A 16473-nucleotide genomic window follows, 5' to 3' on the forward strand; every position below is an offset into this window, starting at 1 on the left:
GACCCTCATTCTCAGCCTGTCGAAAGGGCCGATAGCATCAAGTATTGGCTGGCCGGTCCGAATGACCGAGATCGCGTTCCGGCCAGACCAGATCGCGCACGCGCTGCTTTAACACCTTGGCTTCCGGAAATCCGCCGTCACGCTTGCGCTCCCAGATGAGTTCTTCACTGCCGTCCGGCATATGAACACGGATTTCAAAAACCCCGCCGGTCCCCGGACGCAGCGCCACTTCGCCTAAGTCCTGCCCGAAAGTCTGTAACAGTTCCTGCGCCATCCACGCAGCACGCAGCAGCCAGTTGCATTGGGTGCAGTAGGTAATGGAGATCGATGGAGACATGTTCAGCACATCCGTATTACTTAGTTCCCGTCACTGTTTTGAAAACACAACAAACCTTATAGAATTTCTCGATATCATATGGAAAATCCGGCACATTACCAGGAAACTGCCCCATGCATTTTTCCCATAAATCAACATAAGATTTACACTTCGCCCAAGCTCTCTTGGAGTCCTTCCCACGAAGCAGTTGAAAACGTACCTTAATAGCGTTCCGGTCATCTGATGGGAAAGTGTTCAACTTTTCAACAAATGGATAAGCCGCTCCCGAATAGTCTACCGGAACCTGTTCAGACGACTTTTGCAGAATGAAAGAATATGCATCTCGCGCCGCATTTTCCAATGCTGGCAAATGATGGTTCAGCCACTGCAACGCTTCTTGCTCTTTGCTACGGCGACTTTCTTCCTCTTTCTCAATGCTATGAGCTGCTCTTTCCGATCGCTCCACAAAAATTTTCAGTATCGAATGACAAAACTCAATCAACGCTTTCAATAGTCCGAACATGCATAATTCCTTATAAAATATTCAAGAAACAACAGAAATAAAAAGGGGCGCCGAAGCGCCCCTAAAACAACTTGAGATCAATCATCGCCCATCTTGAGCGCCTGTATGAAGGCCTCCTGCGGGATTTCGACCTTGCCGAACTGGCGCATGCGCTTCTTGCCTTCCTTCTGCTTTTCCAGAAGTTTGCGCTTGCGCGTCACGTCGCCGCCGTAGCACTTGGCCGTCACGTCCTTGCGCAGTGCCGAGATCGTCTCACGCGCCACGATACGACCGCCGATGGCCGCCTGGATCGGGATCTTGAACATGTGCTGCGGGATCAGTTCCTTCAGCTTTTCGCACAGCGCGCGGCCACGCTTTTCCGCCGCCGAGCGGTGCACCAGCATCGAAAGCGCGTCGACCGGCTCCTCGTTCACGAGGATCGACATCTTGACCAGATCGCCCTCACGGTAATCCGAAAGATTGTAGTCGAACGAAGCATAGCCCTTCGAGATCGACTTCAGACGGTCGTAGAAATCGAACACCACTTCGTTGAGCGGCAGATCATAGGTGATCATGGCGCGCGGGCCGACATAGGTCAGATCAATCTGCAGACCACGGCGCTCCTGGCAGAGCTTCATGATCGCGCCGAGATAATCATCCGGTGTCATGATGGTCGCGCGAATCCAAGGTTCTTCAATCGCATTGATCTTCACCACATCCGGCATATCGGCCGGATTGTGCAGCTCTTTCTGCGAACCGTCCTGCATGTTCAGGCGATAGACAACCGAAGGCGCGGTCGTGATGAGATCGAGATTGAACTCGCGCTCAAGACGCTCCTGAATGATTTCCAGATGCAGGAGACCAAGGAACCCGCAGCGGAAGCCGAAACCAAGCGCAGCAGAGGTTTCCATTTCAAACGAGAACGACGCATCGTTGAGGCGCAGCTTGCCCATGGCAGCGCGCAGATCTTCAAAATCCGCCGCGTCGACCGGGAACAGGCCGCAGAACACGACCGGCTGCGCGGGCTTGAAGCCAGACAGCATCTTGTTCGTCGGGCGGCGATCTTCGGTGATCGTATCGCCGACGCGGGTGTCGGCCACTTCCTTGATCGAAGCGGTGATGAAGCCAAGCTCGCCGGGACCGAGTTCGTCCACCTGAACCATCTTCGGCGTGAACACGCCGGTGCGTTCCACCGGATATTTCGCGCCCGTGCCCATCATGCGGATGGTCTGGCCCTTTTTCAGGACGCCATCAATGATGCGCACCAGAACGATAACGCCAAGATAGCTGTCATACCAGCTATCGACCAGCATGGCCTTGAGCGGCGCATTGCGGTCGCCTTCCTTCGGCGCGGGCAATTGCGTGACGATGGCTTCCAGCACATCCTCGATGCCGATGCCGGTCTTGGCAGAAATGTGCACGGCCTGTGCGGCATCAATGCCGATCACTTCCTCGATCTGCTGCTTGACGCGCTCAGGCTCGGCAGCGGGCAGGTCGATCTTGTTCAGCACAACCACGATTTCATGGTTGTTGTCGATGGCCTGATAGACATTGGCCAGCGTCTGCGCTTCCACGCCCTGAGAGGCGTCCACCACCAGAAGTGAACCTTCGCACGCAGCCAGCGAGCGCGAGACTTCATAGGCGAAGTCGACGTGTCCGGGCGTGTCGATCAGGTTCAGCACATAATCTTCGCCGTTCTTCGCCTTGTAGCTGAGACGGACGGTCTGCGCCTTGATGGTGATGCCGCGCTCGCGCTCGATATCCATCGAGTCGAGAACCTGATCCTTCATCTCGCGCGTGTCCAGCCCGCCGGTCAACTGAATGAGGCGGTCGGCCAGCGTCGATTTGCCGTGGTCGATATGGGCGACGATCGAAAAATTACGAATATGGTCAAGTGGTGTGCTCATGCGCGCGATTTAACAGCAAGAAGCGGAATCTCAAAGCGGTTTTCGGATAAGATCACGCTGAAACAAAAAAACGAACATGGGAAAAAGTCCTGCTATCATGATCGTGACAACAAGTCCCCTTTGCCTTGTGGCCAAAAGGCGATAAATCACCGGCAATATAGATGCATCGCCGCCGCTCAATGCAAGCGGCGCAGCTGGCTTTCATGCAGGAGTTTAGGATGAAGACCGAACCGAACGAAGTCCACAACAGGCCGAAACTGGTCACCGTTTTCGGCGGCTCCGGCTTTGTCGGGCGCGCGGTCGTCGCAAGTCTCACCAAGCGCGGCTATCGCGTGCGCGTTGCCGTGCGCAAGCCGGAAGTTGCCTATTACATGGCTCCGCTCGGCAATGTCGGCCAGATTCAGATGGTGCAGGCCAATGTCCGCAACCGCGCTTCGGTCGAACATGTCGTCAAGGGTTCCGACCATGTCGTGAACCTCGTCGGCATCCTTGCTGAAAGCGGTCGCCAGCGTTTCAACACCGTTCAGGTGCTGGGCGCGAAGAACATCGCCGAAGCCGCCAAGGCCGCAGGCATTCGCATGACGCATCTGTCCTCGCTCGCGGCCGACGTCAATTCGCCATCGGATTACGCACGCACCAAGGGCGAAGGCGAAAACGCAGTTCTTTCCGTTCTGCCGGAAAGCGTCATCCTGCGCCCTTCGATCATTTTCGGTCCTGAAGACCGCTTCTTCAACCGCTTCGCCAACATGGCGCGCTTCTCGCCGTTCCTGCCAGCTATCGGCGGCGGCGAAACGAAGCTCCAGCCGGTCTATGTCGGTGACGTTGCGGAAGCCGTCGCCCGCGCCGTCGATGGCAAGCTGATGCCGGGTGGCGTCTATGAACTCGGCGGCCCGGATGTGCAGCCGTTCAAGAACTGGATGAAGGACATGCTCGGCGTCATCGCCCGCAAGCGCCTCATCATTTCCATGCCCTGGTGGGTTGCCCGTTTGCAGGCATCGATCCTCGGCCTGCTGCCGAACCCGATGCTCACCAACGATCAGGTGACGCTGTTGAAATTCGACAATATCGTTTCCGAAAAGGCGATCAAGGAAGGCCGCACGCTGGAAGGCATGGGCATCACGCCGGAAGGCGTCGACGCCGTGCTGCCATCCTATCTGTGGCGCTACCGCGTTGCCGGCCAGTACACCAAAACCGGTTTTGCGTGAGACATTCCGCTCATCGGAAAATGAACAAGGGGCCGAAAGGCCCCTTTTCTTTTGCTTGGCTTTTATGCGCCAAGCTTTGTCAGGATTTTCGTGCTGACGAGTCGAAAATGGTGATCTTCGAGAACCGGAGCGGAGTGTACTTTATGGTACATGAGCACCGGAAGCGCAGAAGAGTGCCATTTGCAGGCTGTCAGCGCGGAAATAATGGCAAAGCTTACCCCCAGACGAGAAGCGCGGCCAACCCCACCGACCCGACGATCAGGCGCCACCAGCCGAACAGCTTGAAGCCGTGGCGGGACACATAGTCCAGCAGATAGCGCACGACGAAAACGCCCGAGATGAAAGCCATTACGAAGCCGACCCCGATCAGCGCACCATCGTTGAGCGACAGGATATTGCGGCTCTTGTAGAGGTCATAGGCAAAAGCGCCTGCCATGGTCGGCATAGCGAGGAAGAACGAAAACTCCGCCGCCGAGCGCTTGTCGGCCCCCAGCAGAAGCGAGCCGACAATGGTGGAGCCGGAGCGCGACACGCCTGGTATCATGGCCAGGCACTGGATGAAGCCGATGGCGAGGCACATGGGCAGCGGATAATCCATCACATCATGATAGCGCGGACGCAGATTGAGCTGGTCCACCCAGAGCAGGATGAAACCGCCGATGATGAGCATGATGCAGACAAGCATCGGCGTTTCAAACAGCACGCTTTTGATGAAGCCGTGCGCCAGCGCGCCGATGACGGCAGCGGGCAGGAAGGCAACCAGAATGCCGAAGACGAAGCGCCGCGTGCGGGCATCGCGGGGAAAATCGGTCAGGATTTTCAAAAGTTTTGCCGAATAGACGGTCAAGATGGCCAGAATGGCACCAAGCTGGATCAGAACCTCGAAGGTTTTTCCTGTGGATTCAAAACCAAGAAAATGGCCGATCAGCAGCAAATGTCCGGTGGAGGAAACCGGGATAAATTCGGTCAAGCCTTCGATAAGACCGAGAAACGCGGCTTCCAGCAGATTAAAAACATCCATGAAGTCAGCACCTTAGAATATTGGGCACCATGATGGCAGCAAGACCGGGCCGCGATTGCGGTTGCCGAGGCAAAAACGAGCACTTCTAGAGTGTCCTTTGTGCGTCATCACAGACGCACAAAGGACACTCTATTTCCTTAGTTTTACGCATGTCTTTATCCCAAAATCGGTTCCCACTTTCGGGAGACACGCTCAAGCGATTGCTTGTCTCTCGCGGACATAGCCCTTATAGACTTTATATTCCGTTGAGGCGGCGTCGAATCGCTCGGTAGCAGGAATAGCCTGCTGCATGCGCAAACGCCAGCCGCCGTGCTATCTCCGGACGTTCAATTCAAGCTTCAGTCGAGAGTATCGCGTCGATCATGCTTACGCTTTTTCATCATCCCATGTCTTCGGGTTCGCGCTATGTGCGGCTCATCCTCGGCGAGTATGGCGTTGAAGCGGAGTTGATCGAGGAGCGACCGTGGTCGCGTCGCAAAGAATTTCTGGCGCTGAACCCGGCGGGCACCCTGCCCGTTCTTCTGGCTGAAAATGACCTTCCGGTCGTCGGCGCGACGGTGATTGCCGAATATCTGGACGAGACACGCGGCGCCTTGAAACGCAGCCGCCGCCTTCTGCCGGAAAGCCCGATGGAGCGCGCCGAAGTGCGCCGCCTCGTTGACTGGTTTCTACTGAAATTCGAAAATGAAGTCACACGCCACATCGCGCGCGAACGTGTGTTCAAATTGCAGATGGCTGCCGAGATGGGCGGCAGCGCGCCGGATTCTACTGCTATTCGCGCTGCCCGCACCAATATCCGCCAGCACATGAAATATATCGACTGGCTGGCTGCAACGCGCGACTGGCTGGGTGGCGCGCATCCAAGCTATGCCGACATGGCTGCGGCAGCATGCATTTCCGTGCTGGACTACCTCGGCGAAATTGAATGGGGCGAAACCAAAGCGGCGCGTGACTGGTATGCACGCATGAAATCGCGTCCGGCCTTCCGCCCATTGCTTTCTGACCGCGTGCGCGGGCTTGCCCCGGTGGCCCATTATGGCGACCTCGACTTCTAATTCGAAAACCGAAAAGCTGAAGCGCTTCCTGATCGAAGAGGCGAAGGCGGTCGGTTTCGATGCCGTCGCCTTCACTACGCCGGATGCAATTCCGCAAGCGCCCGAACGGCTGCGCCAATATATTGCCGATGGCCACCACGCCGACATGGAATGGATGGAGGAAACCGAGGCGCGCCGCAGCGATCCAAGCGTGCTGTGGCCGGAAGTCCGTTCCATCATGATGCTGGCGATGAATTACGGGCCGGATGCCAACCCGCTCGCCATTCTGGAGCAACAGGATCGCGCGGCCATATCGGTCTACGCGCAAAACCGCGACTATCACGACATCATCAAGGGCAAGCTCAAGCATGTGGCGAGCCGTTTTGCCGCGCGCGCCGGACAGGATGTCAAAGTCTTCGTCGACACCGCGCCCGTCATGGAAAAGCCGCTGGCTGAGGCCGCGGGGCTCGGCTGGCAGGGCAAGCACACCAATCTGGTAAGCCGCGAGCTTGGCTCGTGGCTATTCCTCGGCTCCATCTTCACAACGGCGGAAATTCCGCCCGACGCGCCTGAACGCGACCATTGCGGCTCCTGCCGCGCCTGCCTCGACGCCTGCCCGACCAAGGCCTTCCCCTCGCCCTATCGCATCGATGCGCGACGCTGCATTTCCTATCTCACAATCGAGAACAAGGGGCCGATCCCGCACGAATTCCGCGAGGCGATGGGCAACCGCATCTATGGCTGCGACGATTGCCTTTCCGTCTGCCCTTGGAACAAGTTTGCGCAGGCGACCAGCGAAATGAAGCTGAAAGCCCGTGACGATCTGAAAGCGCCGCGTCTGGCCGATCTGTTGACATTGGATGACCCCGCTTTCCGCACCTTGTTTTCCGGCTCCCCGGTGAAACGGATCGGGCGCGACCGCTTCCTCCGCAATGTGCTGATCGCCACCGGTAACTCCGGTGATAAAACGCTTCTGCCAGATGTCGAACGACTGCTGGAAGACGAAGCGCCTGTCGTGCGCGGCGCAGCTATATGGGCCTTGAAGCAATTGGCCAATCCCGACCATGTGGCTGAAATGCAGAAACGTCTGGCCTCATCGGAAGAGGATGCTACGGTGCAAGCAGAGTGGACCACCGCATCGACCCGAAAATCGGAAGCGATTTTGGGAAAGCACGATGCGTAGATTCAATGGATTAGAGTGTCCTTTGTGCGTCCCAACGGGCGCACGGCGCTCTATGGAGGAAGTTTGATGCGCGTTTTTCTGTTCGGAGCCGGTTATTCTGCCCAGGCCTTTGCTCAAAGGATGACAGGTGAGGCGGAACGCATCGACGGGACAACGCGGCACGAGCAGAAATTCCCGCTCCTTGAAAAGGCGGGCATAAAGCCGATGCTCTTTGACGGTGAAACACCTTCGCCCGACCTTCTGGACCGGCTTGCCCAATCGACCCATGTGGTCGTTTCGATTTCGCCCGGCGAAAGCGGCGACCCGGCGGTCGCCGTTGTAGAAGAAGCGCTTCGTCGCCCCGACAACACCATTCGCTGGATCGGCTATCTGTCGACGGTCGGCGTCTATGGCGACCATCAGGGCCAATGGGTGGACGAGACTGCTCCCTGCAAGCCCGCGTCCCGCCGCAGTCTGGAGCGGGTAGAAGCCGAAGAAGCATGGGGACAATTGAGCGAACGGCACGGAACGCCACTCGCAATCTTGCGTCTTTCCGGCATTTACGGGCCGGGCCGCAACGCCTTCATTAATCTGGAACGCGGTACTGCACGGCGTATCATCAAAGACAATCAGGTCTTCAACCGCATCCACGTCGATGACATCGCCGGTAGCCTGCGTTTTCTGGCGGGGACCAACACAGGCGGCATCTTCAATATCACCGACAATGAACCAAGCCCGCCACAGGATGTCGTCACCTATGCAGCCGAACTGATGGGCATGACGCCGCCGCCGGAGGTCCCCTTCGCGGAAGCCGACATGACGCCGATGGCGCGCTCCTTCTATGGCGAGAACAAGCGTGTCTCCAACCAGCGCATCAGGGGTCTCGGTTATGAATTTGCCTATCCCGACTACAAGACCGCCTTTTCGGCGATGTGGCGCGACGATAGCTGGCACTGATTTGCATTGTTCAGATGCGGCTGTTAAAAATGCGTCCGCAATTGAACCGGGACAAAACAGAATGAGCAGCACCGAACTCGCAACCAGATAAGCCGCAACAGCCTTTCCGACCTGTTGCGGCATCTGCCCCGGACCAATTTCCCTTAAAGCGCATCCCGAAAAGTGTGTAATGATTTTCGGATAAGACACGCGTTGTAAAGAAGGCAGATCGCCGCCCGAATTCTTTCTCGAGCGGATGCTTCGTCATGCCTTTTGATAACAAACAAACTCCACGCTGGAGCTACTCCCTGCCATTTGCGCTCGCGCTGATGGCCCCTTTCGACATTCTCGCCTCGCTGGCCATGGACATCTACCTGCCGGTCGTGCCGTCCATGCCCGCCATCCTGCAAACGACACCCGCCATGGTGCAGCTGACGCTCAGCCTCTACATGGTGATGCTGGGTGTCGGGCAACTGCTGTTCGGCCCGTTGTCGGACCGCTTCGGACGCAGGCCCATCCTACTTGGTGGCGGATTGGTTTTCGCCCTTTCGTCCTTCACGCTGGCGATTACCGACAATGCCGCGCTATTCGTGGCGCTTCGCTTCGTACAGGCAACGGGCGCCTCGGCAGCACTTGTCGCCACTTTCGCAACGGTGCGCGACGTCTATGCGACGCGTCCCGAAGGCGCGACGATCTACGGCCTTTTCAGCGCCATGCTTTCCTTCGTCCCTGCGCTTGGCCCGATTGCCGGTGCACTGATTGCAAAGGGTTTCGGATGGCGGACAATCTTCGCATTGCTGGGCCTGTTCGGTCTCATCGCAACATGGCGCGCCTTGCGCCACTGGCACGAGACACGACCGACCGGCGATGCGCCAAACGCCGGCAGTCTGGGGCGGATCATAAAGGATTTCCGCTTCTGGACCTACACGCTCGGCTTCGCTACGGCGATGGGCACGTTCTTCGTATTCTTTTCTACCGCACCGCGCATTCTGATCGAACGCAGCGGCTTCGGTGAAACAGAATTCAGCCTTGCCTTCGCAAGCGTTGCCGGCGTCATGATCGCCGCCACGCGCATCCTGCCGCGCCAGACGCAGAAATGGGGTGCCCGTACTAGCGTGGCCCTTGGCATGGTCGTGCTCCTTGCCAGCGCGCTCCTGCTTCTGGCGGGAGAGACACTGCTGCAACCATCATTCACAAGCCTCATCGTCCCGATGTGGCTTGCCGCTATCGGGATCGTTCTCACCGCATCGATGACGGCAAATGGTGCGCTTGCAGCTTTTGACGACAATGCGGGCATGGCGGTCGCAGTCTATTTCTGTGTTCAGAGCCTGATCGTCAGTCTCGCAGGAACCGCACTGGTCATTTTCCTGCCTGGCGATACTGCCTGGCCATTGATCACCTTCTGCACCTTCATGCCGTTGCTGGTTCTGGCCATGCTTGCAAGGCTACGAAAGAGCTGAAGGAAATGGCGGTCGGCAGCACAAACTGTCGACCGCCATTGAAGCCCTGCCGTGGACACAGCATAATGCCCGCAATCCGGTTGCCTTGATTCGCAGCCGCAGCCCCTAGAGCGCCATGCGTCCATATGGACGCACAAAGGATGCTCTAACCGATCGAATCTACGCATCGTCTTTCCGAAAATCGAAATCGATTTTCGGGCCGATGCTGTAGGCAAAACATGGAATTGCCCCATGATCGCAAACAGATTGAACAAGATCATTCTCGCAGCTTCGCTGGCCGCAATGATCGCGCCCGACTTCGCGCCAATGGCCATGGCGGAAGACATGCCGGCCAAACAGGCTTTCGGCGGTGAAAGACTTCCTGTGCTGACGCAGCAGCCACAATCCATCGGCTTTTATGCCAAAGGATGCCTCGCCGGTGCTGTGGCATTGCCGACGGATGGACCGAACTGGCAGGTCATGCGCCTTTCGCGCAACCGCCGCTGGGGTCATCCGCGCATGATCGGTCTTCTGGAAAAACTGTCCCGCGATGCAGCACAGGACGGCTGGCCCGGCCTGCTCGTCGGTGACATCTCGCAGCCGCGCGGCGGCCCGATGCTCACCGGCCATGCCTCGCATCAGGTCGGCCTCGATGCAGATATCTGGCTGACACCGATGCCGAAAAAGCGGTTTTCCGATGCCGAACGCGAGAGCGTTTCCGCCGTTTCGATGCTGAAGCCGGATTCGCTTTATGTGGACCCGAAAAAGTGGACCCCTGCCCGCACGGCCCTCATCAAGCATGCCGCAAGCTATCCGGAAGTCGAGCGCATCTTCGTGCATCCGGGCATCAAGAAGCAGCTTTGCGACACAGTGACGGGCGACCGAAGCTGGCTCGGCAAGGTTCGCCCCTATTGGGGGCACTTCTACCATTTCCACGTGCGCCTGACCTGCCAGCCCGGTTCGCCTCAATGCAAGGGACAGCCGAAAGTGGCTGCTGGCGACGGTTGTGACAAGTCGCTCGCCTGGTGGTTTACCGACGAGCCATGGAAACCTGCAAAACCGTCGAAGGAACCGCCGAAAAAGCCGCGTCCGGTGATGGTTTCCGATCTGCCGAAGGCCTGTGCCGCCGTCCTCAACGGCCCTGCGCCGAATTCGGTTGCGGATGTCACCTATGGCGTGCAGTAACGGCTTTTAGCGCTTTTCAGGTCTTTGGCACTTCGCTATAGATTTAAAACGATTTAGAATGCTAATGACAAGGTTATCAACTCGTAAGGTTGCTCATTCATGACGGAACGCCTGCGCATCGCATTGATCGCCCACGACCAGAAGAAGGATGACATGGTCGCCTTCGCCAAAGCGCATGAGCAGGCTTTGGCCCGCTTTGACATCGTGGCGACGGGGACAACTGGCAGCCTCATTCTGGATGCCTGTCCTTCACTCAGCATTCAGCGTGTGAAAAGTGGGCCGCTCGGCGGAGACCAGCAGATCGGCGCGATGATCGCAGAAGGCACGGTGGAAGTGCTCATCTTCTTCATCGACCCGCTGTCCCCGCTTCCGCACGATGTCGATGTGAAGGCGCTGACACGCCTTGGCAGCGTCTACGATATTCCAATGGCGCTCAATCGCGCGACAGCGGAAAAGCTGATCAAGGCGCTTGATTAGAGCGCATCCCGAAAAGTGTGAAATGGTTTTCGGAAAAGATGCGCGTAAAAACAAATGATTAGAGCACCGATCTGATTCAATCAGATCGAAACGCGCTCTAATCCTGCACAAGACAGGCTCGCCCGCGGAAGACCACTGCGGGCGGAAGACATGACCAGGGAGAGGACATGCTGGCGACTACAGCATGTCTCCCAAAAGTGGGAACCGGCTTTGGGACAAAGACATGCATGAAAACAAAGAGATAGAGCTGGTCGAACAAGGTTTCCGGTTTCCAGTACTCGTCGGCGATATCGGCGGCACCAATGCCCGCTTTGCTATCCTGGTGGATTCCAATGCAGAGCCGAAGGAATTTCCCGTTCTCCAGACGGCGGATTATGCAACCATCGATGAGGCGATACAGAGCGCCATTCTTGATCACACTTCGATCCGGCCACGCTCCGCAATTCTCGCCGTGGCCGGTCCCGTCGACGGTGACGAAATCGACCTCACCAATTGCGACTGGGTCGTGCGTCCGAAGAAGATGATCGCCGATCTCGGTTTCGAGGACGTGACCGTACTGAACGATTTCGAGGCGCAGGCGCTTGCCGTCGTGTCTCTCGGCAGCGATCATCTGGAACAGATTGGCGGCAAGCCGGAAGAAGTGATTGCCACCCGCGTCGTACTCGGACCGGGCACGGGGCTTGGCGTTGCCGGTCTTGTCCGCACACGCCATGCATGGGTGCCGGTGCCTGGCGAAGGCGGCCATATCGATATCGGCCCACGCACTGAACGCGATTATCAGGTCTTCCCGCATATCGAACGCATCGACGGCCGCGTCGCTGGCGAACAGATCCTGTGCGGCCGCGGCCTGCGCAATCTCTATCTTGCCATATGTGCCGCCGACAAGGTGACGCCAACGCTGGAAACACCTGCCGACATCACTTCAGCAGGGCTCGATGGCAGCAATGCGCAGGCGGAAGAAACCCTGCATCTGTTCGTCACCTATCTCGGACGCGTTGCAGGCGATCTGGCGCTGATCTTCATGGCGCATGGCGGTGTCTATCTTTCCGGCGGCATTCCGCAGCGCATCCTTTCTGCGCTCAAGTCCGGCGCTTTTCGCGAAGCATTCGAAGACAAAGCCCCGCACAAGGCCATCATGCGCGACATTCCTGTCCGCGTGATCACGCACCAGCTTGCAGCCCTCACAGGGCTTTCCGCCTTTGCGCAGGCCCCCGCCCGTTTCGAAGTTTCGACCGAAGGACGCCGCTGGCGCATTAGAGCATGATTCCGAAAAGTGGGAACCGGTTTTCGGGTAAAATCATGCTCAAACAAAAACTTAGAGCGGGATGATGGTTCAGCTTAAAAACATCCCGCTCTGACCGGCAAAGCTTGAGGATGGTCAAGCCGCACGGATAACGTTATAGAAACGCTGCACTGAAATTGCCGATGGCTTTTTCAGTGCAGCGTTTCCGTATGGGAAGTCGTATTTTTCAACGATAGCCGCCGGACCTGCCGGAGGGCTAAGAGACAAAAAGCGCTTTTGCACGTGAGTCTATTTAAGAAGAAAAACAAGAAGATCGATACGGGCGAAGCCACCCGCGTAATCCGGCGCATGATGTCGGAAAACATCCGCGAATATAAAAAGAATTACATTATCGCCATTCTGGCATCGCTCATCGTCGGCGGATCGAATGGCGCATTGGCCTATATGATGAAGCCGATGATCGACAAGATCTTCTATGAGCAAAATCTCGCTCTGGTCTGGGTCATTTGTGGCACATTGCTGGCCATCTTCGTATTGCGTGGCATTTCCGGCTATATACAGGCTGTGGAACTGGCCAAGATCGGTAACAATCTGGTCGCGCGCTACCAAAAGCGCATTTTCGACCATCTGATGAAGCTCGGTCTCGATTTCTATAACGACACCCGTTCCGGTCATCTGGCAGCGCAGATCAATCAGAACGTTTCCGGCATTCGCGATCTGCTCAACATGACGATTTCGTCGATCGCGCGCGATTTCATCTCACTCGTCGGTCTCGTCGGCATGATGTTCTACATGGACCCGGTTCTGTCCGTTGCGATTTTCCTGATCGGACCGCCGCTTATTCTCGCCGTTGCCTATATTTCACGCCGCATTCGCTCCGTCACCCGTGATCTCGTGCATCTCAATTCCCATTTGCTGGGTGCGATGCAGGAATCGATTCAGGGCATTGCCATCGTCAAAGCCTTTACGATGGAAGATCAGCTACGCGCCAAGATCGGCAAGCTCATCGACCAGTCCGAAGGCCGCAGCAACAAGATCGCCAAGGTCTCCGAGCGCACGACGCCCATTTCTGAAATGCTGGCAGGTTTTGCCGTCTCCGGCGTGCTGGCCTATAGCGGCTATCGCGCAATTCTCGAACAGCAGCCTCCCGGCGCGACCTTTGCCTTCATCACCGCAATGCTGCTTGCCTACGATCCGGCTCGCCGCCTCGCCCGCCTTCAGGTCGGGCTGGAAAAGGCGCTCGTCAATGCGCGCATGATCTATGAAGTGCTGGATATAGAGCCGCGCCAGCGCGATCTTCCAAACGCCGTGGAACTGAAAGCCGGTCCTGGCGAAATCCGCTTCGAGGATATCTATTTCTCCTATAACGAGACCGCGCCGGTGCTTCACGGCGTCAGCTTCGTCGCCAAGGCGGGCGAAACCACTGCCGTGGTCGGCGCGTCAGGCGCGGGCAAATCGACGCTCATCAATCTTGTCCAGCGCTTCTACGATCTCGACAGCGGCAAGATCCTGTTCGACGGACAGGATATCGCACAGGTCAAGAAGCAGTCGCTGCGCCATGCCATCGCCTATGTCTCGCAGCAGCCCTATCTGTTTGAAGGCACCATTGCCGACAATATCCGCTATGGCCGCCCGGACGCGACGGATGAGGAAATCATCGAGGCGGCGAAACTTGCCCATGCGCATGAATTCATCCTGCAACAGCCGCAGGGCTACGACACGCCGGTCGGCGAAAACGGCGTGACGCTTTCTGGCGGCCAGCGCCAGCGCGTCTCGATCGCTCGCGCCATCGTGCGCAATGCGCCGGTTCTCCTGCTCGACGAAGCGACTTCCGCCCTCGACAACGAATCGGAGAAGCGGGTCCAGCAAGCGCTGGAAGGCATCATGCAGAACCGCACCACAATCGTGATTGCCCATCGTCTTTCCACGGTGGTCAATGCAAATCGCATCGTGGTGATGGAAGCTGGTCGTGTGGTGGAAGAAGGGCGTCACGACGATCTGATCGGCATCCAGAACGGCGTTTATGCCCGCTTTTATCAATTGCAGAGCGGCAACGGCGATATCATCACCGAAAAAACGGCAGAAGAATTGCGGACAGGAGAACCCCGATGAGCGGAGAAACGCAGAACAGCGAAGTGGGCCTCGTCGTCGTCGGCGCTGGCGGACGCATGGGCCAGACGTTGATCCGGACCATCCAGACCATCGAAGGCGCGAAACTGGTCGGTGCCATCGAACGCTCCAGCTCGCCACTTCTCGGCAGGGATGCGGGCGAAGTCACCGGCATTGGCCCGCTCGGCGTGACAATCACCGACGATCCGTTGCCGGTCTTTGCCAAGGCGCAGGGCGTCCTCGATTTCACAAGCCCTGCGGCAAGCGTGGAATTTGCAGGGCTTGCTGCGCAAGCGCGCATCGTGCACGTCATCGGCACGACGGGCTGCTCGGCTGAAGACGACGAGAAAATCCGCGCCGCCGCCCGCCATGCCACCATCGTCAAATCCGGCAATATGAGCCTCGGCGTCAATCTTCTGTCCGTTCTGGTGCAGAAAGCAGCCCAAGCGCTCGATCCTGCGGATTTCGACATCGAAATTCTCGAGATGCATCACAAGCACAAGGTCGATGCACCGTCCGGCACCGCGCTGCTTCTCGGCGAAGCGGCAGCGAAGGGGCGCGACATTGCATTGGCGGAAAACAGCGTGCGCGTGCGTGACGGTTATACCGGCCCGCGCGAAACCGGCTCCATCGGTTTTGCAACATTGCGCGGCGGTTCGGTCATCGGCGATCATTCGGTGATTCTGGCCGGTCCCGGTGAACGCGTCGTTCTCTCCCATCATGCCGAAGACCGGTCGGTGTTCGCACGCGGTGCCATCAAGGCTGCACTCTGGGCCCATGGCAAAAAGCCCGGTCTCTATTCGATGCTCGATGTTCTCGGGCTGAACGACTGATCGTTTCCACCGGAGCGCCGATCCGACCTGTTCAGATCAGCTCTCCAGAGTTTTGTCTTATCGCGCATCTTATCCGAAAACCGCTTCACACTTTTCGGGATGCGCTCTCTAACGGAGCGTTGCATATGTCTCGTACTCTCGTCCTGGTCCGCCACGGTCAAAGCGAGTGGAACCTCAAGAACCTCTTCACCGGATGGCGCGATCCGGGCCTGACCGAACAGGGCCATGCCGAGGCCAAGGCCGCAGGCCAGCGCCTGAAAGCTGCCGGTCTGAAGTTCGACATCGCCTATACGTCTGCGCTGTCGCGTGCGCAGGTGACCTGCCAGCACATTCTGGACCAGCTCGGTCAGTCTGATCTCAAGACGATCCGCGATCAGGCCCTGAACGAGCGCGACTATGGCGATCTGTCCGGCCTCAACAAGGATGATGCCCGCGCCAAGTGGGGCGAGGAACAGGTCCATATCTGGCGCCGTTCCTACGACGTCCCGCCTCCGGGCGGCGAAAGCCTGAAGGATACCGGCGCGCGCGTTTGGCCGTACTATCTGCACACGGTGCAGCCACACGTGCTGCGCGGCGAAACCGTTCTGGTTGCAGCCCACGGCAATTCGCTCCGCGCACTGATCATGGCGCTCGATGGTCTGACACCGGAACAGATTCTCAAGCAGGAGCTCAACACCGGTGTTCCGGTCGTTTACCGGCTCAATGCCGATTCGACTGTCGCTTCGAAGGAAATTCTCGAAGCCTGATAGCTGTTTGGCTGTGAATTCGTCGGGCGCGCCAGCGCGCTCGTCCCTCATTTCAACGCGAAAAAAGCATTGGCTGAAAAAAAGCTGGCTGAATGTCGAAAACGCGATTGACAGAGACAGGTCGACCCCTTAGATGGGTCCTCGTCGCCCAGATGGCGGAATTGGTAGACGCACCAGCTTCAGGTGCTGGCGCTCGCAAGGGCGTGGAGGTTCGAGTCCTCTTCTGGGCACCAGTTCTATTTTTCAATCGGTTTCAGGTACTACCAACCCGTTTCAAACGGGGCCTGAAATCGGTTGAAAATCAACTAGATGGACTGGTGACTGTGTTTCAACCCGTGTCAATTCGTTTCAACAAGTT

15 protein-coding genes and 1 tRNA gene are annotated in these 16473 nt (G+C 57.6%); 12 read left to right on the forward strand and 4 right to left on the reverse strand.

Translation table 11 applies throughout. The features are described from left to right. Positions 1–37 precede the first annotated feature (37 nt). From KWJ32_RS15050 to lepA, 3 genes are all read right to left on the reverse strand, one after another. Complete coding sequence (locus tag KWJ32_RS15050; protein WP_040130069.1) at positions 38–343, reverse strand: SelT/SelW/SelH family protein; 306 nt, start codon at positions 341–343, stop codon at positions 38–40. A 10-nt stretch (positions 344–353) separates the two neighbouring features. Then, on the reverse strand, positions 354–839 hold the full coding sequence (locus KWJ32_RS15055) for a hypothetical protein (protein WP_040129115.1): 486 nt from the start codon (positions 837–839) through the stop codon (positions 354–356). Between the two features lie 77 nt (positions 840–916). Further along, entirely contained in the window at positions 917–2725 is a 1809-nt protein-coding gene (lepA, locus tag KWJ32_RS15060) for a translation elongation factor 4 (protein WP_010659407.1), read from the reverse strand. 218 nt (positions 2726–2943) lie between these two features. Between lepA and KWJ32_RS15065 the strand changes: the two genes are divergently transcribed. Continuing rightward, positions 2944–3930, forward strand: coding sequence for a complex I NDUFA9 subunit family protein (locus KWJ32_RS15065; RefSeq protein WP_012091433.1), 987 nt, complete (start codon positions 2944–2946; stop codon positions 3928–3930). Between the two features lie 214 nt (positions 3931–4144). Here the strand turns inward: KWJ32_RS15065 and KWJ32_RS15070 are convergent, their stop codons facing one another. Continuing rightward, positions 4145–4951 (reverse strand): undecaprenyl-diphosphate phosphatase, encoded by an 807-nt coding sequence (locus KWJ32_RS15070; protein ID WP_010659405.1) that lies wholly within the window; start codon positions 4949–4951, stop codon positions 4145–4147. Between the two features lie 362 nt (positions 4952–5313). Here KWJ32_RS15070 and KWJ32_RS15075 point away from each other — a divergent pair, with 362 nt between their 5' ends. From KWJ32_RS15075 to KWJ32_RS15125, 11 genes are all read left to right on the forward strand, one after another. Further along, the gene (locus tag KWJ32_RS15075; RefSeq protein WP_010659404.1) at positions 5314–6006 is read left to right on the forward strand and encodes a glutathione S-transferase family protein; all 693 of its coding nucleotides are present in this window, start codon (positions 5314–5316) and stop codon (positions 6004–6006) included. Further along, positions 5987–7168, forward strand: coding sequence for a tRNA epoxyqueuosine(34) reductase QueG (gene queG / locus KWJ32_RS15080; protein ID WP_012091432.1), 1182 nt, complete (start codon positions 5987–5989; stop codon positions 7166–7168). Before KWJ32_RS15075 ends, queG begins: the two co-directional genes overlap by 20 nt. 66 nt (positions 7169–7234) lie before the next feature. Beyond that, complete coding sequence (locus tag KWJ32_RS15085) at positions 7235–8104, forward strand: SDR family oxidoreductase (RefSeq protein ID WP_012091431.1); 870 nt, start codon at positions 7235–7237, stop codon at positions 8102–8104. Positions 8105–8349: 245 nt separating this feature from the next. After that, positions 8350–9543, forward strand: coding sequence for a CmlA/FloR family chloramphenicol efflux MFS transporter (gene cml / locus KWJ32_RS15090; RefSeq protein WP_012091430.1), 1194 nt, complete (start codon positions 8350–8352; stop codon positions 9541–9543). A 231-nt stretch (positions 9544–9774) separates the two neighbouring features. Then, positions 9775–10707, forward strand: coding sequence for a penicillin-insensitive murein endopeptidase (mepA, locus tag KWJ32_RS15095; protein ID WP_012091429.1), 933 nt, complete (start codon positions 9775–9777; stop codon positions 10705–10707). Positions 10708–10806: 99 nt separating this feature from the next. Further along, positions 10807–11184: a methylglyoxal synthase gene (locus KWJ32_RS15100; RefSeq protein WP_010659399.1), complete on the forward strand. Its 378-nt coding sequence runs from the start codon at positions 10807–10809 to the stop codon at positions 11182–11184. A 223-nt stretch (positions 11185–11407) separates the two neighbouring features. Then, positions 11408–12448, forward strand: a complete 1041-nt coding sequence (locus tag KWJ32_RS15105) for a glucokinase (protein ID WP_012091428.1) — start codon at positions 11408–11410, stop codon at positions 12446–12448. A gap of 261 nt (positions 12449–12709) precedes the next feature. After that, positions 12710–14539, forward strand: a complete 1830-nt coding sequence (locus KWJ32_RS15110; RefSeq protein ID WP_012091427.1) for an ABC transporter ATP-binding protein — start codon at positions 12710–12712, stop codon at positions 14537–14539. Beyond that, positions 14536–15369 carry a 4-hydroxy-tetrahydrodipicolinate reductase gene (dapB, locus tag KWJ32_RS15115; protein ID WP_012091426.1) on the forward strand — a complete coding sequence of 278 codons (834 nt, stop codon included), beginning with the start codon at positions 14536–14538 and terminating at the stop codon, positions 15367–15369. Before KWJ32_RS15110 ends, dapB begins: the two co-directional genes overlap by 4 nt. Before the next feature lie 125 nt (positions 15370–15494). Beyond that, complete coding sequence (locus KWJ32_RS15120; RefSeq protein ID WP_010659395.1) at positions 15495–16115, forward strand: 2,3-bisphosphoglycerate-dependent phosphoglycerate mutase; 621 nt, start codon at positions 15495–15497, stop codon at positions 16113–16115. 146 nt (positions 16116–16261) lie between these two features. Beyond that, a tRNA-Leu gene (locus KWJ32_RS15125) sits at positions 16262–16348 on the forward strand. Positions 16349–16473: the final 125 nt, after the last annotated feature.

This window comes from Ochrobactrum sp. BTU2, from assembly GCF_024539785.1.
Lineage (GTDB): Bacteria > Pseudomonadota > Alphaproteobacteria > Rhizobiales > Rhizobiaceae > Brucella > Brucella anthropi.